Below are 24173 nucleotides of genomic sequence, written 5' to 3'. Positions count from 1 at the left end.
CTGGAGCCGCCAACAGGAAACCGCCCACCTGAGCGTCGCCGTCAACGTCAGCGCGCGGCAATTTCGGCACAGCGGCTTTGCCGCCGAAGTCCTGCAAACCCTGCGCGAAACCGGCGCCAACCCCCGGCGCCTCAAACTCGAACTGACCGAAAGCCTGCTGCTGGGCGACATCGAAGACACCATCGAACGCATGGTGCAACTCAAACGCGAAGGTGTGGGGTTTGCGCTGGACGACTTCGGCACCGGGTACTCCAGCCTGGGCTACCTCAAACGCCTGCCGCTGGACCAGGTCAAGATCGACCGGGGCTTCGTGCGCGACGTGCTGACCGACCCCAACGACGCGGCCATTGTGCGCACCATTCTGGCACTGGCGCAAAGCCTGGACCTGGACGTGGTGGCCGAAGGGGTGGAGACGGCGGGGCAGCTGGGCTTCTTGCGGCTGCATGGCTGCGAGCAGTTCCAGGGGTATCTGTTCGGGCGGCCGGTACCGGCCGATGTGTTCGACCACGAACACCGTTTGGACAAATCCAGCCATTTCCAGGCCATCTTCTGACGACAATACGGGGCATGGACAAGCAGCTATTGGTCGCCGGAGGCGGCATCGGTGGGCTGGCGGCCGCACTGGCCGCCACGCGCGCCGGGTGGGAGGTGCGGCTCTTTGAGCGCGCAGTGCAGTTTTCCGAGGTGGGCGCTGGCGTGCAACTGGGCCCCAACGCCGTGCGTTGCCTGCAGGCCTGGGGCCTGGAGCCCGCGCTGAACGCTGTGGCCGCCTTTCCGCAGCACCTGCAGGTGCGCAGCGCCATGCACGGCGGTGTGCTCGCCACGCTGGCGTTGGGCGAGGCCACGGTGCGCCGCTACGGCGCGCCCTACGCCACCATCCACCGCGCCGATCTGCACAGCCTGCTGCTGCATGCCGTGCAAGACCACCCGGCCGTGCAACTCAACCTGGGCCACGCCATCACCCAGCACGAGGACACCGGCAACGCCGTGCTGGTGCATGTGGAGCATGGACAGGGCCAGGCCAAGCCAGTGGAGGGCGACGCGTTGATTGGCGCCGACGGCCTGTGGAGCCGCACCCGCACCCAGGTCTGGCAGGACGGCAGCCCCCGCGCCACCGGGCACCTGGCCTACCGCGCCCTGGTGCCTGCGCAGGCGCTGCCCGCCGCGTGGCGCGCTCAGGTCACCGCCTGGCTCGGGCCGCGCCTGCATGCCGTGCACTACCCCGTGCGCCGGGGCGAGTGGATGAACCTGGTGGTCATCATCCATGGCAACCCACCACAGGACCTGGAGCACTGGGACCACGCCGCCAACGCCGCCGACCTGGCCCATGCCCTGGAAGGCACCCACCCCGCCTTGCAGGAGGTGGTGCACAGCGTGGCCGCTGCGGGCTTGGGCTGGCGCCTGTGGCCACTGTGTGACCGCGCCCCCATGCAAAGCGCCGATGCCATGGCCCGCGGCCTGGTGGCCCTGTTGGGCGACGCCGCCCATCCCATGCCGCCCTACCTGGCCCAGGGCGCAGGCATGGCCCTGGAAGACGCCACGCAACTGCAGGCCGCCCTGGCCCTGCACGATGTGGAGGTGCCCCTCCGTCTGCGCCGCTACGCGCTCAACCGCTGGCAGCGCGCTGCACGCGTACAGGCGCGCTCGCAGCGCAACGGGCGCATCTTTCATGCCACGGGGCTGGTGCGCTGGGGGCGTGATCTGGGGCTGCGCGTGCTGGGCGAGCGCTTGCTGGATGTGCCTTGGCTTTACCGGGGCGACGGGATGGATGCAGGGTTGATGTGATTTGCTATTAAAACTATAGCTATTGGCGCTTTATTCATAAGCGATAAAGGCACTTTTCTCCGCGCTCATTGCGAACGCCTTGTTCTCTCAAGGGGGCTGGTTCTGCGTGCTCTGGGCGCCAGGCCACGCAGTACCTCCAGCCGGTTGGGGGGAGCGTCTGGGGCCAGAAAATCGGGAATGGTGCCATCGTCTCGCCGTGGCCGCGACAGAAATTCCACCGGCCATTCGGTGATTCTTTGCTCCCGGACATGCACATAGCATCCCGGCTCGTCCTCGTCGATGTATTCACGCTGCAGCACCAGGGCCAAGGGCTCCTCGGCGCCCATGGTGGCGCGGTAAAAGGCGTCGGCTTCTTCAAAGGTCTCGAACGCGTAGAAGTAGTCGTTGCCGTCGGCTTCATCGGGCGCGCCGCGTTCCGGGTGGCACCACACACGGTATTCCAGCACGGCATCCCAGACCAACCCACCGCCGGAAAAACAGCTTGCGGGGTAGTTGCCGACTTTGGCTGGGTTCAGTACCGCTGGGTATTGCATGGATCAGATCCTGTACGGCTGCCGGGTCAGCTTGAGCGAGAAGCCGCATTCCAGTGAAGAAGCGAGGCGTTGCCTTCGTTTAGCGACACTTCGTCGCCCGATCCGTATGTGACCTCTAGTACCAGCTCAAGCCGTGCCGGGCCTACGAGCCAGACAATCCGGGGCTTGAGTTCGGCTATTGCAAGCCACTTTTTTCTTGTGTTCTCGCTCACTTTGACGGTGCGCGGAGTGAGTGCAAGCTGCTGTAGCTCAGAAGCCAGCCTCCAAAACTCAAAGGCGGACTTCTTGACCTCCCCGAGGATTCGGTACCGAGAAGGGTCGTGGGGTGAGTGCGCCGCGAGATCAAATGCCCAGCCGCTGGGCTGTGTGCCAAGTAGGTGCTTTGGCCAGCTGAAGTCTCTGGCGAGGCGGCCAACAGCAGCGAATGTGATCACTGGTTCGCGCCAAAGCGTGATCGGGCGAGGAACCTCGCTTCGGGAGCCTTCCCAGAACAAGGGTTCGGTTGCGGTGCTCATGGCCGCCCGGTAGCGTCCACCGCCAACGTCAAAGACAGTCCCTTTGTTGATGGCGTCAAGGCAGTCAATGCCGTCGATTTCGGCGATGTCAATGGAGTCCGAGCGAAATCCAGCCTCTGCGTATTGTCGACCGTGGTCATGGCAGTAGGCAGGGAGCCAGGAGCTTGTGAGGCGGCGCTTGAACTCGTCGAAGGAAGCGGGTTCAGATAGGGCTTTTGATTTCATGTGCTTACGTTTGCATGGCGGGTGCATGAACAGGGATCACAAGCCCGCTCACTCCGCCTCCCAGTACACCAGCACCTTGAGTGCCCGCTCGGGCTGGGCGTCGGCAAAGGTGGCGGGGTTGGCCAGGCGCTCGACGAATTGCAGTGTGGGTGCCTGCTCCTGCACCTGCTGGTGCAGGAAGGCGCTGTCCAGTTCGGGGGCGTTCAGGCACAGCAGGGCGTGGCCGCCGGGGGCCAGCAGGTCGGGCAGGCGGCGCAGCAGGCGCGCGTAGTCCTTGGTGGCGACGAAGCTGCCTTTCTGGTAGCTGGGCGGGTCGATGATGACCAGGCCGTAGGGGCCATGGCGCGTGATCTTGCCCCAGGAGCTGAAGATGTCGTGGTCCCAGAACAGGGCGCCGGCCTCCAGCCCATTGAGCCGGTGGTTCTGCCGCCCCGTGGTCAGTGCGCCCCCGGCCATGTCCACGTTGACCACCTGGGCCGCGCCTGCGCGCAGCGCTGCCACCGAAAACGCGCAGGTGTAGGCAAACAGGTTGAGCACGCGCAGGCCGGGGTGCTGCGCGGCGTGGCGCTGCACCCAGCGGCGGCCTTCAGCCATGTCCAGGAACAGGCCGTGGTTCTGCCCGCGCAGCACATGCACCAGGTAGCGTGCGCCGTCTTCCTGCACCACATGCGGTTCGGGCACCTGGCCTGCCATGGTGCGGGTTTCGCGTTGCTGCGGGTGGCGGCACTGGTACACCCAGTGCAGTGCGGCGCCGGGTGCCAGTGTGGCCCAGCGCGCTTGCAGGGCCTGGTGCACGGCGGCCAGCAGGGCGTCGTCGGCGGGTTCAAAGCTGGTGAACACCCACACGGGCGGGTAGGCGTCCAGCGTCCAGCCTTCGCAGCCGGGGTGCAGGCCGCCACGGCCATGGAAGATGCGGCAGGCCTCGGTGGGCAAAGGGGTGGCGGCAATGGCGTCGAGCAGGGCTTGCATGGCGGTGGGGCAGGGGGTCACAGGGCGCGCAGCACGGCGCGCACGGGCGAGGCGTCGGCGGTGCTCAGCTTGAGCGGCAGGGCGATGAGTTCGTAGTCGCCCTCGGGCACCTCGTCGAGCACCAGGTTTTCCAGCACGCGCAGATCGCGTTGGCGCAGCACCTGGTGGCTGGGCAGGTCGGTGCTGTCGGCGGGGTCCACGCTGGGCGTGTCCAGGCCCACCAGCAGCAGGCCGCGGTCGGCCAGGTGCTCCAGCAGGGCCGGGGCCAGGGCACGGAAGTTGGCATCCCAGTGCGTGGGCGCAGGGTGTACTCGCGTGCGCACCAGCAGGCGCGGGGGCAGCGGGTCGCTCAGGGCATGGGCCAGGTCGGCCACCTGTACCAGCGCGGCGTTGCCGCGGGCGTGCACCACGCGGCAGGGGCCCAGAAAGGGCTCCAGCGCCAAGGCGCCCACGGCGGCTCCCTGGGGGTCGTAGTGCAGCGGCGCGTCGGCATGTGCGCCCAGGTGGGTGCTGAGGGTGAGCGCGCCCACGTTGACGGCGCACCCTGGGCCCAGGCTGCTGGTCCAGTGCAGGCGCAGGGGCGTGTCGCCGGGGTACACCGGCGTGCCAGGGTGCAGGGCGGGGGAGATGTCCCAAAGGCGAGGCATGGGGCATTATCCCGCGCGCCCCGGTGGCTTGATCCAGCGCAAGACTGCACGGGATGGGGCGGCGGTACGTCTTGCCTGGAAAGAGGCGTCCGCCTACAATTCGCAAATAATAATGGTTTTTATTTAGAACATTATGGACGCAGTGATTCCCCTGGCCGCTCCGGCCCCCGTGGTGACAGGTGAGGCCGGTCTTGCCGACCTGCCCCTGCGCACCAATGCCTGGGTGCAGGGCCTGCACATGGAAGCGGCGGCCGAAGACGGCGACCTGTTGCTGCGCCTGCTGGAGATCGGTTTCCTGCCCGGCGAGCGCGTGCATGTGGTGGCGCGGGCCTTTCCGGCGGGCGAGCCCATGGCCGTGCGTGTGGGGCGCACCACCTTTGCGCTGCGCAAGCGCGAGGCGGCGCTGGTGCGCATCAGCACCACGCCACCGATGCAGGGCGCTGCGGCATGAGCGCGCACCGGGCCGTTCTCCAGCGGGCTCGCACCGTCATGCAAAGCACGGAGGCCAGCCAGTGAGCGCCGCTGCCATGCGCCTGGCCCTGCTGGGCCATCCCAACTGCGGCAAGACCGCCCTGTTCAACCTGCTGACCGGCAGCCGCCAGAAGGTGGCCAATTACGCCGGGGTCACGGTCGAGCGCAAGGAGGGCGTGCTCACCACGCCCGCGGGCAAGGCCGTGCGCGTGCTGGACCTGCCGGGTGCCTACAGCCTCAACGCCCTGAGTGCCGATGAGGCCGTGACGCGCGACGTGGTCACCGGCCAGCGCGCGGGTGAGGCCGCGCCCGACCTGCTGGTCTGCGTGGTCGATGCCACCAAGCTGCAACTGGGCCTGCGCATGGTGCTGGAGGCGCGCGCCATGGGCCTGCCCATGGTGGTGGCGATGAACATGAGCGATGCCGCGCGCCGCCAGGGCATCGCCATCGACCGCGCGTTGCTGGAGCGCGAACTGGGCATGCCCGTGGTGGAGACCGTGGGCATCCGCAAGGACGGCGCGAGTGCGCTGGTGCAGTGGCTGGACGGCTGGCAGCCCGCCGGTGGTGCCCAGGCGTCTGCCTGGCAACCGCAAGGCCCGGCGCAGGTGCTGCAAACGCAGCAAGAGGTGCGCCGCATCCTGCGCCTGGCGGTGTGCGAGCCTGAAGGCCTGCTGCGGCGCGACGATGCCATCGACCGCGTGGTGCTGCACCCGCTGTGGGGCATGCTGGTGCTGGCGGCCACCATGTTTTTGATGTTCCAGGCGGTGTTCAGCTGGGCCGCCGTGCCCATGGACGCCATCGAGTCCGGCGTGGGGGCGGTGGGCGAGTGGTTGCAGTCGCAATTGCCCGAGGGCCTGCTGCGCAGCCTGCTGGTCGAGGGCATTGTGGCCGGGGCCGGGGGCGTGCTGGTGTTCCTGCCGCAGATCGTCATCCTGTTCTTCTTCATCCTCACGCTGGAGGATTCGGGCTACCTGCCGCGCGCGGCCTTTCTGCTCGACCGCGTGATGGGCAGCGTGGGGCTGTCGGGGCGTTCGTTCATTCCGCTGCTGTCGAGCTTTGCCTGCGCCATTCCGGGCATCATGGCCACGCGCACCATCACGCACTGGCGCGAGCGGCTGGTCACCATCTTCATTGCGCCGCTCATGACCTGTTCGGCACGCCTGCCGGTGTATGCGCTCTTGATTGCCGCCTTCATTCCTGAGCGCACGGTGGCGGGACTGTTCAATCTGCAGGGCCTGGTGATGTTCGCGCTCTACGTGGGCGGCATTTTCAGCGCCATGGCCGTGGCGGCCGTGCTCAAGCTCTGGCGCGGCACGGTGCGGCCCACGCCGCTCATCATGGAGCTGCCCCCGTACCGGCTGCCCGCGCTGCGCAGCCTGGCCCAGGGCCTGTACGAGCGCGCCAGCATCTTCATCAAGCGGGTGGGCGGCATCATCCTGGCCCTGTCGGTGCTGCTGTGGGTGCTGTCCACCTTTCCGGCGCCGCCCGAGGGCGCCACTGAATCAGCCATTTACTACAGCCTGGCGGGCCAGTTGGGCCGTGCGCTGGAGCCGCTGTTCGCGCCGCTGGGTTTCAACTGGCAAATTGCTATTGCGCTGGTGCCCGCCATGGCGGCGCGCGAAGTGGTGGTCAGTGCGCTGGGCACGGTGTATGCGCTGTCGGCCACGGGCGACGAAGCTGCGGCGCAACTGGGTACGCTGATCGCGCAGCAGTGGTCGCTGGCCACGGCGCTGTCGCTGCTGGTGTGGTTTGTCTTTGCGCCGCAGTGCATTGCCACCCTGGCCACGGTGCGGCGCGAGACCAACTCCTGGCGCATGGCCTTGCTCATGGCCAGCTACATGTTTGCGCTGGCCTATGCCGCCAGTGCCGCCACCTACCACCTCACGGTGGCCCTGGGAGGCTGAACCATGCACGGTGCACTGTGGCAAAACCTGGCAGTGGGCGCCATCGTGCTGCTGGCCGCGCTCTACGCGCTGTGGTACTGGATGCCCGCCACCCTGCGCAAACGCCTGGGCCGTGTGCGGCCCGCGCTGGGCAAGGCGCCCTCCTGCGGATCGTGCAGCGACTGCGGCGGTTGCGCCACCCCGGCAGACCCGGCCGCGCGGCAGGCCGCTACCGGCAAGACGCTGTGGATGCACTCACAGCCGTAGCGCTTGCGCCAAGAATGCTATTAAAAATATAGCTGCCTGCGCTTGTCTGGTAAGCGTTAGAGGCCAATTTTCCATTCAATTATCAGGGTAGGCCCCCAGCCCGTGGCGCTGCCGCGCGCGCTCACAGGCCGGACTGCCGGGTGCGAACTCGCGGCAGGGCGAGGGGCGCCATTCGTAAATGCCGCAGGCGGCCTGGGTGCCCACCTTGCCGGTGAGGGCAGCGCAGCGCGGGGGGCTGTGGTCGGTGCCGCGCATGCGGCGCAGGGTGTCGGTCACTTCCACCGCCAGGCCGTCGGGTACGTCACCACCCAGCTCCTGGGTTTCGTACACCGAGAAGTCCACGCGAAAACTTGCGCAGCAGGCGCCGCAGGTGAGGCAAGGGTGGGTCATGGGCGGGGCGGTGTGTGCAGCGCGGCCAGGGCGCGTTCAAGGTTCTGGCGCGCGGCGGCCTCGTAGCGTTCGTGGAACGCATCGGTGCCATAGATGCGCGGGCGGTCGAGGAAGCCGCGCAGCACCGCGCTGCGGCCCGCGACGTAGCGCGGCCAGCGCACGAAGAAGTATTCGCGGCGCACGTTGCGCTCGAAGCGGTCGTACACCGCCGGGTTCTGGCCCAGGATGGCCAGGTCGATGTCCACCACCCACTGCGCATCGCCCGTCAGCGGACCGGGCTGGTGGCGTGTGTCCAGGATGTGCTGGTGCACCTGCGCCACCAGGGTTTCGGGCAAGGACTGGCCGCGCAGAAAGCGCGCGGCCCAGTCGGCGCTGCGCGCCTCGTTGTGCGTGCTCCAGGGCCAGTAGATGGCGTCGTGGTACCACAGGGCCAGTTCCACGGCCACCGGGTCTTGCAGTGCGCCGGGCTGGGCGGTGCGCAGCGTGCGCAGGTGCTCCAGGCAGGCCCCCAGGTGCGTGGTGTCGTGGTAGGCACGCGGCCAGCGGGCCCAGCTGCGCAACAGGCACCGTCCTTCTGCGTTCCACGCAGGGGTGTCCCGGCCCAGCGTCTGGCCCAGGGACTGCCACTGCGCCAGCAGTTCGGCGCTGTGGGCGGGCTGGCGGCGCCAGGGCATGGAGTCAAAAATCAGGCCACGCGGCCGAGCAAAAGGTACTCCATGAGTGCCTTTTGCACGTGCATCCTGTTTTCTGCCTCATCCCACACCACGGATTGGGGGCCGTCGATCACGTCGGCATCGACTTCTTCGCCTCGGTGCGCGGGCAGGCAGTGCATGAACAGGGCATCGGGCTTGGCGGCGGCCATCATCTCGGCGTCCACGCACCAGTCGGCAAAGGCCTTCTTGCGCGCTTCGTTCTCGGCCTCATAGCCCATGCTGGTCCACACGTCGGTGGTGACCAGGTCTGCGCCCTGGCAGGCTTCGAGCGGGTTGCTGAAAAATTGATAGCTGTCTGCGCTGATTCCACCTGCCCCAACGGCCAATTTTTCATCGACTTCGTAGCCGCGTGGCGTGCTCACGTGCACCTTGAAGCCCAGCAGTTGCGCGGCCTGTAGCCAGGTGTTGGCCATGTTGTTGCCGTCGCCCACCCAGGCCACGGTCTTGCCTGCGATGGAGCCGCGGTGTTCGATGTAGGTGAAGATGTCGGCCAGGATCTGGCAGGGGTGGAATTCGTTGGTCAGGCCGTTGATGACGGGCACGCGCGAATACTGCGCAAAGCGTTCGATCTTGGCCTGCTCGAAGGTGCGGATCATCACCAGGTCGGTCATGCGGCTGATGACGCGCGCGCTGTCCTCGATGGGTTCGGCGCGGCCGAGCTGGCTGTCGCCCGTGGTCAGGTGCACCACGCTGCCGCCCATCTGGTACATGCCGGCCTCGAAGCTCACGCGCGTGCGCGTGCTGGCCTTCTCGAAGATCATGGCCAGCGTGCGGTCGGCCAGGGGCTGGTACTTTTCGTAGGCCTTGAACTTCTTCTTGATGAACGCGGCGCGTTCGAGCAGGTAGGCGTATTCGTCGGCGCTGAAGTCGTTGAACTGCAGGTAGTGTTTCATGGCTGTCTCGCAGGGGCTCATTCGGCCAGCAAGGCCTGGACCAGGGGGGTGAGCCGGGCGACGATTTCGTCGGCCTCGGCGGTGGTGAGGATGAGCGGCGGCACGATGCGGATCACGCTCTCGGCTGTCACGCTGATGAGCAGGCCGGCCTCGGCCGCACGGCCCACCAGGGCGCCGCAGGGCTTGTCCAGCTCCACACCGATCATCAGGCCCTGGCCGCGCACTTCCTTCACGCCGCTCAAACTGCCCAGTGCGGCGCGCAGCGCAGCCTGCAGGTGTGCGCCCACGCTGGCGGCGTTCTGCAGCAGGCCGTCTTCTTCCATGATGCGGATGGTTTCCAACCCCGCGCGCATGGCCAGCGGGTTGCCGCCGAAGGTGGTGCCGTGGTTGCCTGGTTGCAGCACGTTGGCGGCCTTGGGGCCGGCCACCACGGCGCCCACGGGCACGCCCGAGCCCAGGCCTTTGGCCAGGGGCATCACGTCGGGCACGATGTTGGCCCACTGGTGGGCAAACCACTTGCCGGTGCGGCCCATGCCGCACTGCACTTCGTCGATCATCATCAGCCAGCCGCGCTCGTCACAGAGCTTGCGCAGTTGCTGCAGGTATTCGATGCGCATGGGGTTCACGCCGCCTTCGCCCTGGATGGTCTCGAAGAACACGGCCACCACGTTGGGGTTGCCTTCGGTGGCGCGGCGCAGGGCCTCGATGTCGTTCTGCGGTACGCGGATGAAGCCTTCCACCAGCGGACCGAAGCCGGCCTGCACCTTGGGGTTGCCCGTGGCCGACAGCGTGGCGATGGAGCGGCCATGGAAGGCCTTCTCATAGACCACCACTTCGGGCTTCTCGATGCCCTGGTCGTGGCCGAACTTGCGTGCGATCTTGAGCGCGGCCTCGTTGGCCTCCAGGCCCGAGTTGCAGAAGAACACGTTGCTCATGCCCGAGCGCTCGACCAGCAACTGGGCCAGTTGCTCCTGCAAGGGCACGTGGTAGTAGTTGGAGGTGTGGATGAGCTGCGTGAGCTGGTGTTGCAGCGCGGGCACCAGCTTGGCGTGGTTGTGGCCCAGGGTGTTGACGGCGATGCCGCCCAGCGCGTCGAGGTACTCCTTGCCGTTCACGTCCCACACGCGGCAGCCCTGGCCGCGCTGCAGTGCGATGGGCACGCGGCCATAGGTGTTCATCACGTGGGGCGAGGTGGCCGGGATGGAAGCGGTCATGCAGGATTCTCCAGACGGGGCGTACAGCGCAGCCAGCGGTGGCTGCAACGAAAAGGAGCACCGATTCTAGGGCGTGCCGCCGCGCCGATGCATGACGATTGCGCATCACTGCAATGCATGCGGCGGGTGGGCCTGTAAGCAGGGCGTCGGCAAACTCTTATATAAGAGTTAAAATGCCCGGTTGCGGCAATTTGCGCAGCGATCCTGCACCGTCCGCCCTAACTACACCACGATCCGATGGTCACCCCTTCCAGCAAAGAAGTCTTCATCCAAGGCGTCACCAGCAGCGGAAAAACTTTCCGTCCAAGCGACTGGGCCGAGCGCCTGGCAGGGGTGATGAGCAGTTTTCGCCCCGGTGGCGCCCGGCCTGGCAGCCACCTGAGCTATTCGCCGTGGTGCATTCCCACCACCATGGGCGGCGTCAAATGCGTGGTGGTGCACCGCGACCTGCGCGACCACGAACCCATGGCCTGGGACTTTGTGATGAACTTCGCGCGCGACAACGACCTGCAACTGGTCGAGGCCTGCCTGCTGCCGGACCCGCCACGGGGCCAGAAGTAAGAAAAAAAGGGCGGCTTGCGCCGCCCTGTGCAGGGGTGGGTATGGGGCGTCAGCCCAACGCCTTGACCACCGCGTCCCCCATCTCGCGCGTGCCCACCTTGGTGGTGCCTTCGCTGTAAATGTCGGGCGTGCGCAGGCCCTGGGCCAACACCTTTTGCACGGCGGCTTCGATGCGGGCGGCGGCGGTTTCCTGGTTCAGGCTGAAGCGCAGCATCATGGCCGCCGACAGGATGGTGGCCAGCGGGTTGGCCACGCCCTTGCCCGCGATGTCCGGGGCGCTGCCGTGGCTGGGCTCGTACAGGCCCTGGTTCTGGCTGTTGAGGCTGGCGCTGGGCAGCATGCCGATCGAGCCGGTGAGCATGGAGGCTTCGTCGGAGAGGATGTCGCCAAACATGTTGCCGGTCACGATCACGTCGAAGGCCTTGGGGCGCTTGACGAGCTGCATGGCGGCGTTGTCCACGTACATGTGCTCCAGCTCCACGTCGGGGTACTGCTGGTGCACCTCGGTGACCACGTCCTTCCAGAACTGGAAGGTCTCCAGCACGTTGGCCTTGTCCACGCTGGTGACCTTCTTGTTGCGCTTGCGCGCGGCCTGGAAGGCGACATGGGCGATACGCTCGATCTCGGGCTTGGAATAGCGCATGGTGTCATACGCTTCCTCGGCGCCGGGGAAGTGGCCATCGGTGGCCACGCGGCGGCCGCGCGGCTGGCCGAAGTAGATGTCGCCGGTCAGCTCGCGGATGATGAGGATGTCCAGCCCGGCGATCAGTTCGGGCTTGAGGCTGGACGCGCCCACGAGCTGCTCGTAGCAGATGGCCGGGCGGAAGTTGGCGAACAGGCCCAGGTTCTTGCGCAGGCCCAGGATGGCCTGCTCGGGGCGCAGCGGGCGGTCGAGCTTGTCGTACTTCCAGTCGCCCACGGCGCCGAACAGCACGGCATCGGCGTCCTTGGCCAGTTTGAGGGTGGATTCGGGCAGCGGATGGCCGTGCGCCTCGTAGGCGGCGCCGCCGACCAGGGCGGTTTCCATCTCGAATGTCAGGTCCAGCGCGTGGAGCACCTTGACCGCTTCGGCCACGATTTCGGTGCCGATGCCGTCACCCGGCAGAATGGCGATTTTCATGTTTGTTTGCTCTTGTTTTGATAGCTGCTTGCGCCCTGTTTTAGAGCGCTGCAATGGTTTTTTGCCCTAAATTAGCCCTGCATGGTGTGGCTCAGCCAGGGCTTGGTGGCCAGGCGGTGGGCCTCGAAGGCGGCGATCTTGTCCTTGTGGCGCAGCGTCAGGCCGATGTCGTCAAAGCCATTGAGCAGGCAGTAGCGGCGGAATGGCAGCACGTCGAACGCGATCTCTTCACCCTGCGGCCGCACGATGACCTGGCGCTCCAGGTCGATGGTGAGCTGGTAGCCGGGGAAGGCGTGCACCTCGTCGAACAACTGGGACACGGTGGATTCGGGCAGCACGATGGGCAGCACGCCGTTCTTGAAGCAGTTGCTGAAGAAGATGTCGGCAAAGCTGGGCGCGATGATCGCGCGAAAGCCGTATTGCTCCAGCGCCCAGGGCGCGTGCTCGCGGCTGGAGCCGCAGCCAAAGTTGCGCCGGGCCAGCAGGATGCTGGCGCCCGCGTAGCGCGGCTGGTTGAGCACGAAGTCCGGATTGGGCTTGCGCGCCGACTCGGGCACGCCGGGCTCGCCGGGCTGGTCCAGGTAGCGCCATTCGTCGAACAGGTTGGGGCCAAAGCCCGTGCGCTTGATCGACTTGAGGAACTGCTTGGGAATGATGGCGTCGGTATCGACGTTCTCTCGGTCCATGGGGGCCACAAGGCCCTGGTGTACGGTGAATTTCTGCATGGGGTGCTTACTTGTTGGCGGCGCGCTCGATGGCGCTGCCCGCGCGTTCGATGTCCTGCCCCACGCCCTTGACGGTGTTGCAGCCTGCCAGCACAAAGGCCAGCGACAGTGCGATGAGGGTAGCGGTCTTTTTCATGGTCTTGCTCCTTCGGTGGTGGGTGGGAAAACGGTCAGGCGAATGTGCGGATGTCCACAAAGTGCCCGTGCACGGCCGCGGCGGCGGCCATGGCGGGGCTCACGAGGTGGGTGCGGCCGCCAGCGCCCTGGCGGCCTTCGAAGTTGCGGTTGCTGGTGGAAGCGCAGCGCTCACCGGGCTCCAGGCGGTCGGCGTTCATGGCCAGGCACATGGAGCAGCCGGGCTCGCGCCACTCGAAGCCGGCGGCCTTGAAGATCTCGTGCAGGCCTTCGCGCTCGGCCTGTTCCTTGACGAGGCCCGATCCAGGCACAACCAGCGCCTGCTTGACGTTGGCAGCCACTTTGCGGCCCAGCTTCTTGACCACGGCGGCGGCCTCGCGCATGTCCTCGATGCGGCTGTTGGTGCACGAGCCGATGAACACCTTGTCGATGGTGATGTCGTTGATCGGCTTGCCCGGCGTGAGCGCCATGTAGGTCAAGGCGCGCTCCATGGCGCTGCGCTTGTTGGCGTCTTTTTCCTTGTCGGGGTCGGGCACGCGGGCGTCCACGCCCACCACCATCTCGGGCGAGGTGCCCCAGGTGACCTGCGGCACGATGTCCTGGGCCGACAGCTCCACCACCGCGTCCCATTGCGCGTCGGCGTCGGAATGCAGCGTCTTCCAGTAGGCCACGGCCTGGTCCCATTCCACGCCGGTGGGCGACAGGGGGCGACCCTTGACGTAGTCGATGGTCTTGTCGTCCACCGCCACCAGGCCGGCGCGGGCACCGCCCTCGATGGCCATGTTGCACACCGTCATGCGGCCTTCCATGGAGAGCTGGCGAATGGCCGAGCCCGCAAATTCGATGGTGTAGCCCGTGCCGCCCGCGGTGCCGATCTTGCCGATGATGGCCAGCACCACGTCCTTGGCCGTGATGCCGGGTGCCAGGCTGCCTTCGACCTTGATGAGCATGTTCTTGGCCTTCTTGGCCAGCAGGGTCTGCGTGGCCATCACATGCTCGACCTCGCTGGTGCCGATGCCGTGCGCCAGCGCGCCAAAGGCGCCGTGCGTGGAGGTGTGCGAGTCGCCGCAAACCACGGTCATGCCCGGCAGGGTGGCTCCGTTTTCGGGGCCGATCACGTGCACGATGCCCTGGCGCTTGTGCATGAAGGGGAAGAACGCGGCCGCGCCCACGGAGGCAATGTTCTTGTCCAGCGTGGTGATCTGCTCTTTGCTGATGGGGTCGGTGATGCCGTCGTAGCCGCGCTCCCAGCCCGTGGTGGGCGTGTTGTGGTCGGCCGTGGCCACGATGGAGCTCACACGCCAGACCTTGCGGCCGGCATCGCGCAGCCCTTCAAAGGCCTGCGGGCTGGTGACTTCGTGCACCAGGTGGCGGTCGATGTAGAGCACGGCGGTGCCGTCCTCTTCGGTGTGGACGACGTGCTCGTCCCAGATCTTGTCGTACAGGGTGCGTCCCATGGGAGTTGTTCGCTTTCAGGTGGGGTGGATGGGATTTTAGGCAGTGCGCGTGGGTGCGGGGGTTGCAAGGTGTTCGGCCAGCAAACGGGCGGTAGGGGGCAGGGCGGCAAAGTCGCGCGCCACCAGGCGCAGCTCGCGCTGCGCCCAGGCGTCGCGCAGGGGCACGGCGGTCAGGTGCCCCACGCCGCGCATCAGCGCAAAGGCGCGGTCGGGCAGCAGGCCCACGCCCAGGCCGTTGTCGATCATGCGGCACATGGCGTCCAGGCCCGTGACCTGGATGCGCTGGCGCAGTGTGCGCCCGGCCTGGGCCGCAGCCACGCGCATGGCCAGGCTGATGCTGCTGCCCGCGTGCAGGCCGACAATGTCCCAGTCCAGCGTTTCTTCAAAATTGATAGCATCTCGCGCAGAAAGGGCGTGGCCTGCGGGCATCACCAGCACCAAACGGTCACTGCGGTAGGGGCGGCTTTGCAAGGTGCCGCTACCCTGCGGGCCCAGGTTGCAGATACCCAGGTCAGTGGTGCCTTCCTGCACGGCCTGCAGCACATCGGGCGAGAGGTGTTCCTGCAGGTCGATCTTGATCTGGCTGTGCTGCTGCGCAAAGGCGCCCAGGTCTTCCGGCAGGAATTGCACGATGGCCGAGATGTTGGCGTGCACGCGCACATGGCCGCGCACGCCCTCGGTGTATTCGGCCAGCTCGCCCTGCATGCGCTCCAGGCCGAACAGCACCGTGCGCGCGTGGTGCAACAGGCTTTCGCCCGCAGGCGTCAGGCGCACGCCACGGCTGTGGCGCTGCAGCAGTGGGGTTTCCACCGCAGCCTCCAGTTCGGAAAGCCGTTTGCTCACGGCCGATGCGGCGATGAACTCGCGCTGCGCCGCCCGCGCGATGCTGCCCAGCTCGCACACCGCCACAAACAGTTGCAGCGAGGTCAGGTCGATGCGGCGCGCAAAGTTGCGCTCGTTGGATGGCATGGCGGATGGTTTTCAGGCGTCACGTTTGACGAGCAAAGCCGTATTTTCCACCCTTGAAACACCTTATGCCATCTCTAAATGCGATGGCTGGCCTGGCGAATCACGCAAACACTACAGTGTGTAGGTGTTGCCGTGGTCGGGTACCGATGCACTCCAGCGCAACTCGTGTTCGATGCGCTGGCGCAGCATGTCGGCAGCCTCCAGCTCGCCGTGCACGACGTACACCTGTTCGGGGGCGTGTTCCATGCGGCGCAGCCAGTCCAGTGTCTGGGTGGCATCGGCGTGGGCCGAGGCCGACTGCAACTGCACCACCTCGGCGCGGATCTGCACTTCCTGGCCGTGGATGCGGATGCTCTTCTCGCCAGCGGCGATGCGTGCGCCGCGCGTGCCGGGGGCCTGGTGGCCTGTGAGGATGACCATGTTGCGGTGGTTGCCCGCATGCAGTGCCAGGTGGTGCAATACCCGCCCGCCCGTGGCCATGCCACTGGCCGAGAGGATGACCATGGGGCCGTGGCGCCGGGCCAGGGCCTTGGATTCCTCGGTGGTCTGCACCATGGTGGCGCCGTGCGACAGGGCATGCACCTGTTTGGCGTCCAGCCGGTGTTCGCCGGGGTAGTGCTGGAACAGGCCGGTGGTGTTGACGGCCATGGGGCTGTCCAGGAACACGGGCAGCGATCTGGGCAGTTCCCCCTGTTGCTTGAGCTCTGCGATGGCGTGCAACACCGACTGGGCGCGGCCCACGGCAAAGACCGGCACCACGGCCACGCCGCCGCGCTGGGCCAGGCGTTGCAGGGCAGGTGCCAGGTCTTGCAGGATGTCGGTGTCCGGGTGCTCGCGGTCGCCGTAGGTGGATTCGATCAGGACGGTATCGGCCGCAGGCGGAGCGTCTGGGGGGCGCATCAGCAGATCGTCGCTGCGCCCCAAGTCGCCCGAGAACAGGATGCGCCGCCCGCCCACCTCCAGCAGAACGCTGGCGGCGCCCAGGATGTGTCCTGCATGGCTGAACTGCGCGCGCCAGCCGGGGATGGGCTCGAAAGCCTTGCCAAAAGGGTGTGGGCGCAACTGCTTGAGGCTGTGCAGCGCGTCAAGCCGCGTGTACAGCGGCAGCGCGGGCTGGTGCTTGGACAGGGCGTGGCGGTTGAGGTAGGCGGCATCCTCTTCCTGCAGGTGGCCGCTGTCGGGCAGCAGGATGGCGCACAGGTCGCGCGTGCCAGGGGTGCAGTGCACGTCCTTGGTGTAGCCGTCGCGCGCCAGCAGCGGCAGGTAGCCGCTGTGGTCCAGGTGGGCATGGGTGAGCACCACGGAGTCGATCTGGTGCGGCGTGACGGGCAGCGGCTGCCAGTTGCGCAGGCGCAGCAGCTTGTAGCCCTGGAACAACCCGCAGTCGATCAGCAGGCTGTGGTTGTTGTGGCGGACGAGGTACTTGGAGCCGGTAACGGTGCCGGCCCCGCCCAGAAAGGTGATGCTGACGGACATGGAGGCATTCCTGTGGCAAGGGATGCCTCCATGTTACGCCGCGCGGGGCGGCGCGAGACCTCAGGTGAACAGGTTTTTCAGCCTGTCCGTCCAGCTCTCGGCGCTGGGGGAGTGGCGCGCGCCACCCTTCTTGAACGATTCCTCCAGCTCGCGCAGCAGCTTGCGCTGGTGCTCGGTGAGCTTGACGGGCGTCTCGACCACGATGTGGCAGTACAGGTCGCCAGGGTAGCTGGAGCGCACGCCTTTGATGCCCTTGCCGCGCAGACGGAACTGCTTGCCCGCCTGCGTGCCTTCGGGAATGTCGATGGCGGCCTTGCCCGCGAGCGTGGGGACGTCGATCTCACCGCCCAGAGCAGCGGTGATGAAGCTCACCGGCACCTGGCAGTGCAGGTCGTCGCCATCGCGCTCGAAGATGTCGTGCTTCTTGATGCGGATCTCGATGTACAGGTCGCCCGGAGGCCCCCCGTTGGTACCAGGTTCGCCGTTGCCCGTGGAACGGATGCGCATGCCGTCATCGATGCCGGCGGGGATTTTCACTTCCAGCGTCTTCTGGCGCTTGAGCTTGCCCTGGCCGTGGCAGGTCGTGCAGGGCTCGGGGATGATCTTGCCGGTACCGCGACAGTGCGGGCAGGTTTGTTGCACGCTGAAGAAGCCCTGGCGCATCTGCACCGTGCCCGAACCTTGGCAGGTGCCGCAGGTCTTGGCGCTGGTGCCGGGCTTGGCGCCGCTGCCATGGCAGGTGTCGCAGCTGTCCCATGAGGGAATGCGGATTTGCGCATCCTTGCCCTTGGCTGCTTCTTCCAGGGTGATTTCCATGGCATAGGACAGGTCACTGCCCCGGTACACCCGGCTGCCACCCCGGCCACCACGTCCTTGGCCGAACATGTCGCCAAAAATGTCGCCAAAGGCCTCGGCGAAGCCGCCGAACCCTTCCGCACCCGGCCCGCCAGGGCCGCGCATGTTCGGGTCCACGCCTGCATGGCCGTACTGGTCGTATGCAGCGCGCTTTTGCGGGTCCGAGAGCATCTCGTAGGCCTCTTTGGCCTCCTTGAACTTCTCTTCGGCAGGCTTGGCGGCATCCCCCTGGTTGCGGTCAGGGTGGTGCTTCATCGCCAGCTTGCGATAGGCCTTCTTGATTTCTTCGTCCGAGGCGTTTTTCGGGACGCCCAGAATTTCGTAAAAGTCTCTTTTGGACATAGTGATTCGGAACCCGGTTGGAACAGGAACGCCGCGCAGCCCGTGACGAGCGTTGCGCGGCGGCTCAGGTCAACGGAGCTCGCTCAGCCCTTCTTGACTTCCTTCACCTCGGCATCGACGACGTTGTCATCGTCTGCGGGCTTGCTGGATGCTCCACCAGCCGACGCGCCTGCGGCCTCTGCACCACCGGCGGCCTGGGCGGCTTGAGCTGCCTGTGATTCGGCGTACATCTTTTCGCCCAGCTTCTGGCTGGCCGTCATCAGCGCCGTGGTCTTTTCGTCAATCGCGGCCTTGTCTTCGCCCTTCAGAGCTTCTTCCAGTGCCTTGACCGCCGCAGTGATGGCGTCCTTTTCTGCGGACTCGAGCTTGTCGCCGTGCTCGGCCAGGCTCTTGTTCACGCTGTGGACAGCGGCTTCGCCCTGGTTCTTGGCCTGCACCAGTTCGAGCTTCTTCTTGTCGTCGGCGGCGTTCAGCTCGGCGTCCTTGACCATCTTCTGGATCTCCTCCTCGGACAGACCCGAGTTGGCCTTGATGGTGATCTTGTTTTCCTTGCCGGTGCCCTTGTCCTTGGCGCCCACGTGCAGGATGCCGTTGGCGTCGATGTCGAAGGACACTTCGATCTGTGGAACACCACGGGCTGCGGGTGGAATGCCCTCCAGGTTGAACTCGCCCAGCAGCTTGTTGCCCGACGCCATCTCGCGCTCGCCCTGGTAGACCTTGATGGTCACGGCAGGCTGGTTGTCATCGGCCGTCGAGAAGGTCTGTGCGAACTTCGTCGGGATGGTCGTGTTCTTGGTGATCATCTTGGTCATCACGCCGCCCAGGGTTTCGATGCCCAGGGAGAGCGGCGTCACGTCCAGCAGCAGCACGTCTTTGCGGTCACCCGACAGCACCTGGCCCTGAATGGCGGCGCCTACGGCCACGGCTTCGTCAGGGTTCACGTCCTTGCGGGGGTCCTTGCCGAAGAATTCCTTGACCTTCTCCTGCACCTTGGGCATGCGGGTCATGCCACCCACCAGGATCACGTCATGGATGTCGGACACCGACACGCCCGCGTCCTTGATGGCCGTGCGGCAAGGCGCGATGGTGCGCTCGATCAGCTCTTCCACCAACTGCTCCAGCTTGGCGCGGGTCAGCTTGATATTCAGGTGCTTGGGGCCCGAGGCGTCAGCGGTGATGTAAGGCAGGTTGATGTCGGTCGATGCGGAGTTCGACAGCTCGATCTTGGCCTTTTCAGCGGCCTCCTTCAGGCGTTGCAGGGCCAGGACGTCCTTGGACAGGTCAACGCCTTGTTCTTTCTTGAACTCGCCAATGATGTAGTCAATGATGCGCTGGTCGAAGTCTTCGCCGCCCAGGAAGGTGTCGCCGTTGGTCGACAGCACTTCGAACTGCTTTTCGCCATCCACATCGGCGATTTCGATGATGGACACGTCGAACGTGCCGCCACCCAGGTCATACACAGCAATCTTGCGGTCGCCCTTTTCCTGCTTGTCCAGGCCGAAGGCCAGGGCCGCAGCCGTGGGTTCGTTGATGATGCGCTTGACATCCAGGCCCGCAATGCGGCCGGCGTCCTTGGTGGCCTGGCGCTGGGCGTCGTTGAAGTACGCCGGCACGGTGATCACGGCCTCGGTCACGGGCTCGCCCAGGTAGTCCTCGGCGGTCTTCTTCATCTTGCGCAGGATGTCGGCCGACACTTGCTGGGCCGACAGCTTCTTGCCGCGCACTTCCACCCAGGCGTCACCGTTGTCGGCGGCCACGATGGAGTAGGGCATCAGGTCGATGTCCTTCTGCACTTCCTTCTCGGTGAACTTGCGGCCGATCAGGCGCTTGATGGCGAACAGCGTGTTCTTGGGGTTGGTCACGGCCTGGCGCTTGGCCGAGGCGCCGACGAGGATCTCGCCGTCTTCCTGGTAAGCCACGATGGACGGCGTGGTGCGCGCACCCTCGCTGTTTTCGATCACGCGGGTCGTGTTGCCCTCCATGATGGAGACGCAGCTGTTGGTCGTGCCCAGGTCAATGCCGATGATTTTTCCCATGTTCTTCTCCGTGAGATTGGTGGATTCTGATGGTGGTAAGTTGTGGATAAGTTGGCCGGCTTCAAGCCCTGCCGTTCCTGATTTATTGGGGCGCGCTCACGGTAACCAGTGCTGGGCGCAGCACACGCTCGGAGATCAGGTAGCCCTTTTGCAGCACCGTGACCACGGTGTTGGGCTCCTGTGCCGAGGGCACCATGCTGATGGCCTGGTGCATATTGGGGTCGAACTTGTCGCCAGCGGCCGGGTGGATGGGCAGGACCTTGTTGCGTTCCAGTGCTGCCAGCAATTGGCGCAGCGTGGCATCGGAGCCTTCGCGCAGTTGCGCGGCGGTCGCCTGGGGCACGGCCAGTGCCGCTTCCAGGCTGTCACACACCGGCAGCAGGCTCTCGGCGAAACCCTCGATGCCGAACTTGCGCGCCTTGGCCACTTCGTCCTCGGCGCGGCGGCGTGCGTTTTCTGCCTCTGCCTTGGCGCGCAGGAACTGGTCGGCCAGGTCGGCGCTCTTGGCCTTGAGTTCGCTCAATTCCCGCTGCAGGCGCTCCATTTCGTCGGAGGCGTTGGCGGCCATGGCGGCTTCAATTTCTTCGGGGGCGAGGGTGCCGGTGTCGGGTGCGGAGGTAGTGTTCTCGGACATTTGGAAGGTCTTGCGACGAAGTAGGTAAACAAATGCCAGCACCAAGTGGGGGCATTGCCAAGGCTTTCAAGCGCCTAGGGGTACAGATTTTGTGTGGGAGCGACCCACGCGCATGCGAAAAGCCAGGAGTGTACAGAACCCGTACGCAAGGCTATAATGCTCGGCTTTGCCTTGCCACACTGCTTGATAGACGCAGCAGGTGGCTTTATCCGAACCCAAAAGGAGTTTGCATGCGTCATTACGAAATCGTTTTGTTGATCCACCCGGATCAGAGCGAGCAGGTCCCCGCCATGCTCGAGCGCTACAAGGGCATGATCACCGCTGGTGGTGGTCAGGTGCACCGCGTGGAAGACTGGGGTCGCCGCCAACTGGCCTACCTCATCAACAAGCTGGCCAAAGCCCACTACCTGTGCATCAACATCGAGGCCGACCAGGCTGTGATGGCCGAACTGGAGCATGCCTTCAAGTTCAACGATGCCGTGCTGCGTCACCTCACCGTGCAAAAGAAGAAGGCCGAGACCGGCCCTTCCTCGATGATGAAGACCGTCGAGCGCGAAGAAGCCCGCAAGGCCAACCAGGCCGAGTTTGCTGCAGGCGCCGAGCGCTGAGCCTCGCCAACCCAGGGGAGTGGAGAACCACGTACTGCTGACGGCGAGCATCGCAGAGGCTGCGGCCTTGCGGTTCACGCCAGCTGGCATCCCTGCGATCGAACTGCGCCTGGAGCACAGTTCCCAGCAGGTCGAAGCCGGTCAATTGCGCGATGTGAAGGCACTGGTCAAGGCACAAGCCTTTGGCCCCATGGCTGAAAGGCTGGCACGCCAGCCCATAGGAAGCCAGTGGCGCTTCAGTGGCTTTCTGGCCACGCCGCGCAACGGGAAGCACCCGGTACTCCATATCCAGGATATTCAACAAGATTAATTTTCGAGAGGTCCGAAATGGCCGCATTCAAGAAGTTCAACAAAGACAAGCGCCCCAAGCGCAACACCCAGTCGCTGCTGTTCAAGCGCAAGCGTTTCTGCCGCTTCACGGTCGCCGGTGTCGAAGAAATCGACTACAAGGATGTCGATACGCTGCGTGATTTCATTGCCGAAAACGGCAAGATCATTCCCGCTCGCCTGACCGGCACGCGCGCCATCTACCAGCGCCAGCTGAACACCGCCATCAAGCGCGCTCGCTTCCTGGCTCTGGTGCCCTACAGCGACCAGCACAAGATCTAAGAGGAGCACAACCCATGCAAATCATCCTGCTCGATAAGGTAGTGAACCTCGGCAACCTGGGCGAAATCGTCAAGGTCAAGGACGGCTATGCCCGCAACTTCCTGATCCCGTCTGGCCGCGCACGCCGCGCCACGGCGGCTGCCAAGGCCGAGTTCGAAGCCAAGCGCGCCGAACTGGAAAAGGCCGCCGCCGCCAAGCTGGCTGCAGCCCAGGCCGAAGGCGAGAAGCTCGCCGGCAGCACCGTCAAGCTGACGCAAAAGTCCGGTGTGGACGGTCGCCTGTTTGGTTCCGTGACCAACCACGACATTGCTGAAGAGCTGAACAAGCTGGGCTACAAGGTCGTCAAGTCGCAGATCCGTCTGCCCAACGGCCCCATCAAGACCGTCAGCGAAACGGCGGTCAGCGTGGCCCTGCACACCGATGTGGTGGTGGAAGTGAATGTATCGGTCTACGGCGAAACCGCCTGATCGCTGCTGCACCAGACCAGCCCCGCAAAAGCCGCCTTCGGGCGGTTTTTGCTTTTCCGACGCCCTGTTTCTGCACTGGCCATCCACGCTTTGTCCACAGCCTGCGCACAGGGTTGTGCGGTGACGGTACTGCGTGGCGGCGCTACGATCAATGGATTGTGTCCCGAGGAATCCCATGTTTGATGAACCGATAGTCGTGGACGATGGGTATGCCCCCGTCGACCGCCAGATCGCGCAATTGCGAGTGCCGCCGCACTCCATTGAGGCTGAATCCAGCGTGCTGGGTGGTCTGCTGCTGGACAACCATGCCTGGGACCGCGTGGGTGACCTGCTGGTGGAAAGCGACTTCTATCGCCACGAGCACCAGTTGATCTATACCGCCATCGCAGCCCTGGTCAATGCGAGCAAGCCTGCCGATGTGATCACGGTCTATGAGCGGCTCCAGAGCCTGGGTAAATCCGAGGAGATCGGCGGACTGGTGTACCTCAACGCGCTGGCGCAGTACGTACCCAGCGCCAGCAACATCCGCCGCTACGCCGAGATCGTGCGCGAGCGCGCCATCCTGCGCAAGCTGGTTACGGCCAGTGACGAGATCGCCACCAACGCCTTCAACCCCCAGGGCAAGCCGGTCGATCGCATCCTGGACGAGGCCGAGCAAAAGATCTTCAACATCGGCGAAGAAGGCTCACGCATGAAGCAGGGCTTCCAGGCCATGGACACCCTGGTGGTGGACCTGCTCGACCGTGTGCAGGAAATGGCTGACAACCCGAACGACATCACTGGCGTGCCAACGGGGTTTATCGACCTGGATCGCATGACTTCGGGCCTGCAGGCCGGCGACATGGTGGTGTTGGCAGCACGCCCCTCCATGGGCAAGACGGCGTTTGCGGTCAATATCGCCGAGCATGTGGCGCTCAACGAAGGCCTGCCCGTGGCCATTTTCTCGATGGAAATGGGCGCGGCGCAACTGGCGGTGCGTATCGTGGGCTCCATCGGCCGCATCAACCAGGGCAACCTGCGCACCGGCAAGCTCACCGACGACGAATGGCCGCGCCTGACCGAAGCCATCGAGCGCTTGCGCAACGTGTCGCTGCACATCGACGAAACGCCGGGCCTCACCCCTAGTGAGCTGCGTGCCAATGCGCGGCGCCTGGCGCGCAGCTGCGGCAAGCTCGGCTTGATCGTGGTGGACTACCTGCAGCTCATGAGCGGCTCCAGCGGCTCGCAAGGCGAGAACCGCGCCACCGAGCTGGGTGAAATCTCGCGCGGCCTCAAGATGCTGGCCAAGGAGCTGCAGTGCCCGGTGATTGCGCTCTCGCAGCTCAACCGCTCGGTGGAGCAGCGCACCGACAAGCGCCCCATGATGTCCGACCTGCGCGAATCCGGCGCCATCGAGCAGGATGCGGACATCATCATGTTCATCTACCGCGACGATTACTACAACAAGGACTCCAAGGAGCCGAACGTGGCCGAGGTCATCATCGGCAAGCAACGTAACGGTCCTACCGGCACCGTCAAGCTGTTCTTCCAGAAAAACCAGACGCGCTTCGAAAGCCTGGCGCTGGGGTCGGGCGACGATTTTTAGTAAAAATTGGCTTAAGCGCTTATAGGATAAACGTTATTAGCTATCATTAACGTAGCATTTTTTGTGTGGCAACGCATACGGTGCCAAAA

General features: G+C 65.4%; 28 protein-coding genes. 11 read left to right on the top strand and 17 right to left on the bottom strand.

Annotation, left to right across the window (positions count from 1 at the left end):
- Together MJ602_RS10010 and MJ602_RS10005 are read left to right on the top strand one after the other, a co-directional pair.
- A partial coding sequence (locus tag MJ602_RS10010) for an EAL domain-containing protein (RefSeq protein ID WP_243020713.1) occupies positions 1–553 on the top strand: 553 nt, incomplete at its 5' end.
- A gap of 14 nt (positions 554–567) precedes the next feature.
- Complete coding sequence (locus MJ602_RS10005; protein ID WP_243020712.1) at positions 568–1785, top strand: FAD-dependent monooxygenase; 1218 nt, start codon at positions 568–570, stop codon at positions 1783–1785.
- Positions 1786–1850: 65 nt separating this feature from the next.
- On the opposite strand, the gene MJ602_RS10000 is transcribed toward MJ602_RS10005, so the two are convergent.
- Genes MJ602_RS10000 through kynB form a run of 4 tightly spaced genes read right to left on the bottom strand, consistent with a single transcriptional unit; the run spans position 1851 to position 4674 of the window.
- The gene (locus MJ602_RS10000) at positions 1851–2318 is read right to left on the bottom strand and encodes a GCN5 family acetyltransferase (RefSeq protein WP_243020711.1); all 468 of its coding nucleotides are present in this window, start codon (positions 2316–2318) and stop codon (positions 1851–1853) included.
- 26 nt (positions 2319–2344) lie between these two features.
- Complete coding sequence (locus tag MJ602_RS09995; protein ID WP_243020710.1) at positions 2345–3058, bottom strand: hypothetical protein; 714 nt, start codon at positions 3056–3058, stop codon at positions 2345–2347.
- Positions 3059–3106: 48 nt separating this feature from the next.
- Entirely contained in the window at positions 3107–4027 is a 921-nt protein-coding gene (locus tag MJ602_RS09990; protein WP_243020709.1) for a class I SAM-dependent methyltransferase, read from the bottom strand.
- A 17-nt stretch (positions 4028–4044) separates the two neighbouring features.
- Positions 4045–4674 (bottom strand): arylformamidase, encoded by a 630-nt coding sequence (kynB, locus tag MJ602_RS09985; RefSeq protein WP_243020708.1) that lies wholly within the window; start codon positions 4672–4674, stop codon positions 4045–4047.
- A gap of 133 nt (positions 4675–4807) precedes the next feature.
- Here kynB and MJ602_RS09980 point away from each other — a divergent pair, with 133 nt between their 5' ends.
- From MJ602_RS09980 to MJ602_RS09970, 3 genes are all read left to right on the top strand, one after another.
- Positions 4808–5125: a FeoA family protein gene (locus MJ602_RS09980; protein ID WP_243020707.1), complete on the top strand. Its 318-nt coding sequence runs from the start codon at positions 4808–4810 to the stop codon at positions 5123–5125.
- A gap of 76 nt (positions 5126–5201) precedes the next feature.
- Positions 5202–7049, top strand: a complete 1848-nt coding sequence (gene feoB, locus MJ602_RS09975; protein WP_243020718.1) for a ferrous iron transporter B — start codon at positions 5202–5204, stop codon at positions 7047–7049.
- A 3-nt stretch (positions 7050–7052) separates the two neighbouring features.
- Positions 7053–7295, top strand: coding sequence for a hypothetical protein (locus MJ602_RS09970; protein ID WP_243020706.1), 243 nt, complete (start codon positions 7053–7055; stop codon positions 7293–7295).
- 75 nt (positions 7296–7370) lie between these two features.
- On the opposite strand, the gene MJ602_RS09965 is transcribed toward MJ602_RS09970, so the two are convergent.
- From MJ602_RS09965 to MJ602_RS09950, 4 genes are read right to left on the bottom strand one after another with little or no spacing between them, the layout of a single operon-like run.
- Entirely contained in the window at positions 7371–7685 is a 315-nt protein-coding gene (locus MJ602_RS09965) for a YkgJ family cysteine cluster protein (protein WP_243020705.1), read from the bottom strand.
- Complete coding sequence (locus MJ602_RS09960) at positions 7682–8359, bottom strand: HD domain-containing protein (protein ID WP_243020704.1); 678 nt, start codon at positions 8357–8359, stop codon at positions 7682–7684. The genes MJ602_RS09965 and MJ602_RS09960 overlap by 4 nt, the downstream gene beginning before the upstream one ends.
- Positions 8360–8370: 11 nt before the next feature.
- On the bottom strand, positions 8371–9291 hold the full coding sequence (argF, locus tag MJ602_RS09955) for an ornithine carbamoyltransferase (protein ID WP_243020703.1): 921 nt from the start codon (positions 9289–9291) through the stop codon (positions 8371–8373).
- 17 nt (positions 9292–9308) lie between these two features.
- Positions 9309–10505, bottom strand: coding sequence for an aspartate aminotransferase family protein (locus MJ602_RS09950; protein ID WP_243020702.1), 1197 nt, complete (start codon positions 10503–10505; stop codon positions 9309–9311).
- A gap of 237 nt (positions 10506–10742) precedes the next feature.
- Here MJ602_RS09950 and MJ602_RS09945 point away from each other — a divergent pair, with 237 nt between their 5' ends.
- Positions 10743–11066, top strand: coding sequence for a DUF3579 domain-containing protein (locus MJ602_RS09945; protein WP_243020701.1), 324 nt, complete (start codon positions 10743–10745; stop codon positions 11064–11066).
- A 49-nt stretch (positions 11067–11115) separates the two neighbouring features.
- Here MJ602_RS09945 and leuB read toward each other — a convergent pair whose 3' ends face one another.
- From leuB to grpE, 9 genes are all read right to left on the bottom strand, one after another.
- On the bottom strand, positions 11116–12186 hold the full coding sequence (gene leuB / locus MJ602_RS09940) for a 3-isopropylmalate dehydrogenase (RefSeq protein WP_243020699.1): 1071 nt from the start codon (positions 12184–12186) through the stop codon (positions 11116–11118).
- 71 nt (positions 12187–12257) lie between these two features.
- Positions 12258–12911 carry a 3-isopropylmalate dehydratase small subunit gene (gene leuD / locus MJ602_RS09935; protein WP_243020697.1) on the bottom strand — a complete coding sequence of 218 codons (654 nt, stop codon included), beginning with the start codon at positions 12909–12911 and terminating at the stop codon, positions 12258–12260.
- A gap of 7 nt (positions 12912–12918) precedes the next feature.
- Positions 12919–13047 carry an entericidin A/B family lipoprotein gene (locus MJ602_RS09930; RefSeq protein WP_162016816.1) on the bottom strand — a complete coding sequence of 43 codons (129 nt, stop codon included), beginning with the start codon at positions 13045–13047 and terminating at the stop codon, positions 12919–12921.
- A gap of 34 nt (positions 13048–13081) precedes the next feature.
- Positions 13082–14503 carry a 3-isopropylmalate dehydratase large subunit gene (leuC, locus tag MJ602_RS09925; RefSeq protein WP_243020696.1) on the bottom strand — a complete coding sequence of 474 codons (1422 nt, stop codon included), beginning with the start codon at positions 14501–14503 and terminating at the stop codon, positions 13082–13084.
- Between the two features lie 36 nt (positions 14504–14539).
- Positions 14540–15472, bottom strand: coding sequence for a LysR family transcriptional regulator (locus tag MJ602_RS09920; protein ID WP_243020694.1), 933 nt, complete (start codon positions 15470–15472; stop codon positions 14540–14542).
- Between the two features lie 111 nt (positions 15473–15583).
- Entirely contained in the window at positions 15584–16948 is a 1365-nt protein-coding gene (locus tag MJ602_RS09915) for an MBL fold metallo-hydrolase (RefSeq protein WP_243020692.1), read from the bottom strand.
- 60 nt (positions 16949–17008) lie between these two features.
- A complete protein-coding gene (gene dnaJ / locus MJ602_RS09910) occupies positions 17009–18145 on the bottom strand; it encodes a molecular chaperone DnaJ (RefSeq protein WP_162016812.1) in 1137 nt (378 codons plus the stop codon).
- A gap of 83 nt (positions 18146–18228) precedes the next feature.
- On the bottom strand, positions 18229–20181 hold the full coding sequence (gene dnaK / locus MJ602_RS09905) for a molecular chaperone DnaK (protein WP_243020690.1): 1953 nt from the start codon (positions 20179–20181) through the stop codon (positions 18229–18231).
- Between the two features lie 82 nt (positions 20182–20263).
- A complete protein-coding gene (gene grpE, locus MJ602_RS09900; RefSeq protein WP_243020688.1) occupies positions 20264–20815 on the bottom strand; it encodes a nucleotide exchange factor GrpE in 552 nt (183 codons plus the stop codon).
- A 230-nt stretch (positions 20816–21045) separates the two neighbouring features.
- Here grpE and rpsF point away from each other — a divergent pair, with 230 nt between their 5' ends.
- From rpsF to dnaB, 5 genes are all read left to right on the top strand, one after another.
- Entirely contained in the window at positions 21046–21423 is a 378-nt protein-coding gene (rpsF, locus tag MJ602_RS09895; RefSeq protein ID WP_162016809.1) for a 30S ribosomal protein S6, read from the top strand.
- 19 nt (positions 21424–21442) lie between these two features.
- On the top strand, positions 21443–21733 hold the full coding sequence (priB, locus tag MJ602_RS09890) for a primosomal replication protein N (RefSeq protein ID WP_162016808.1): 291 nt from the start codon (positions 21443–21445) through the stop codon (positions 21731–21733).
- A gap of 17 nt (positions 21734–21750) precedes the next feature.
- Entirely contained in the window at positions 21751–22032 is a 282-nt protein-coding gene (gene rpsR / locus MJ602_RS09885; RefSeq protein ID WP_162016807.1) for a 30S ribosomal protein S18, read from the top strand.
- Between the two features lie 14 nt (positions 22033–22046).
- Positions 22047–22499 (top strand): 50S ribosomal protein L9, encoded by a 453-nt coding sequence (gene rplI, locus MJ602_RS09880; RefSeq protein ID WP_162016806.1) that lies wholly within the window; start codon positions 22047–22049, stop codon positions 22497–22499.
- 175 nt (positions 22500–22674) lie between these two features.
- Positions 22675–24084: a replicative DNA helicase gene (dnaB, locus tag MJ602_RS09875; RefSeq protein WP_162016805.1), complete on the top strand. Its 1410-nt coding sequence runs from the start codon at positions 22675–22677 to the stop codon at positions 24082–24084.
- Positions 24085–24173 lie beyond the last annotated feature (89 nt).

This window comes from Simplicispira sedimenti, assembly GCF_022760965.1.
In the GTDB taxonomy this organism is placed as follows: domain Bacteria; phylum Pseudomonadota; class Gammaproteobacteria; order Burkholderiales; family Burkholderiaceae_C; genus Simplicispira; species Simplicispira sedimenti.
Note: the sequence above shows the minus strand (reverse complement) of the source record. Positions and strands in the feature narration are given on the sequence as shown.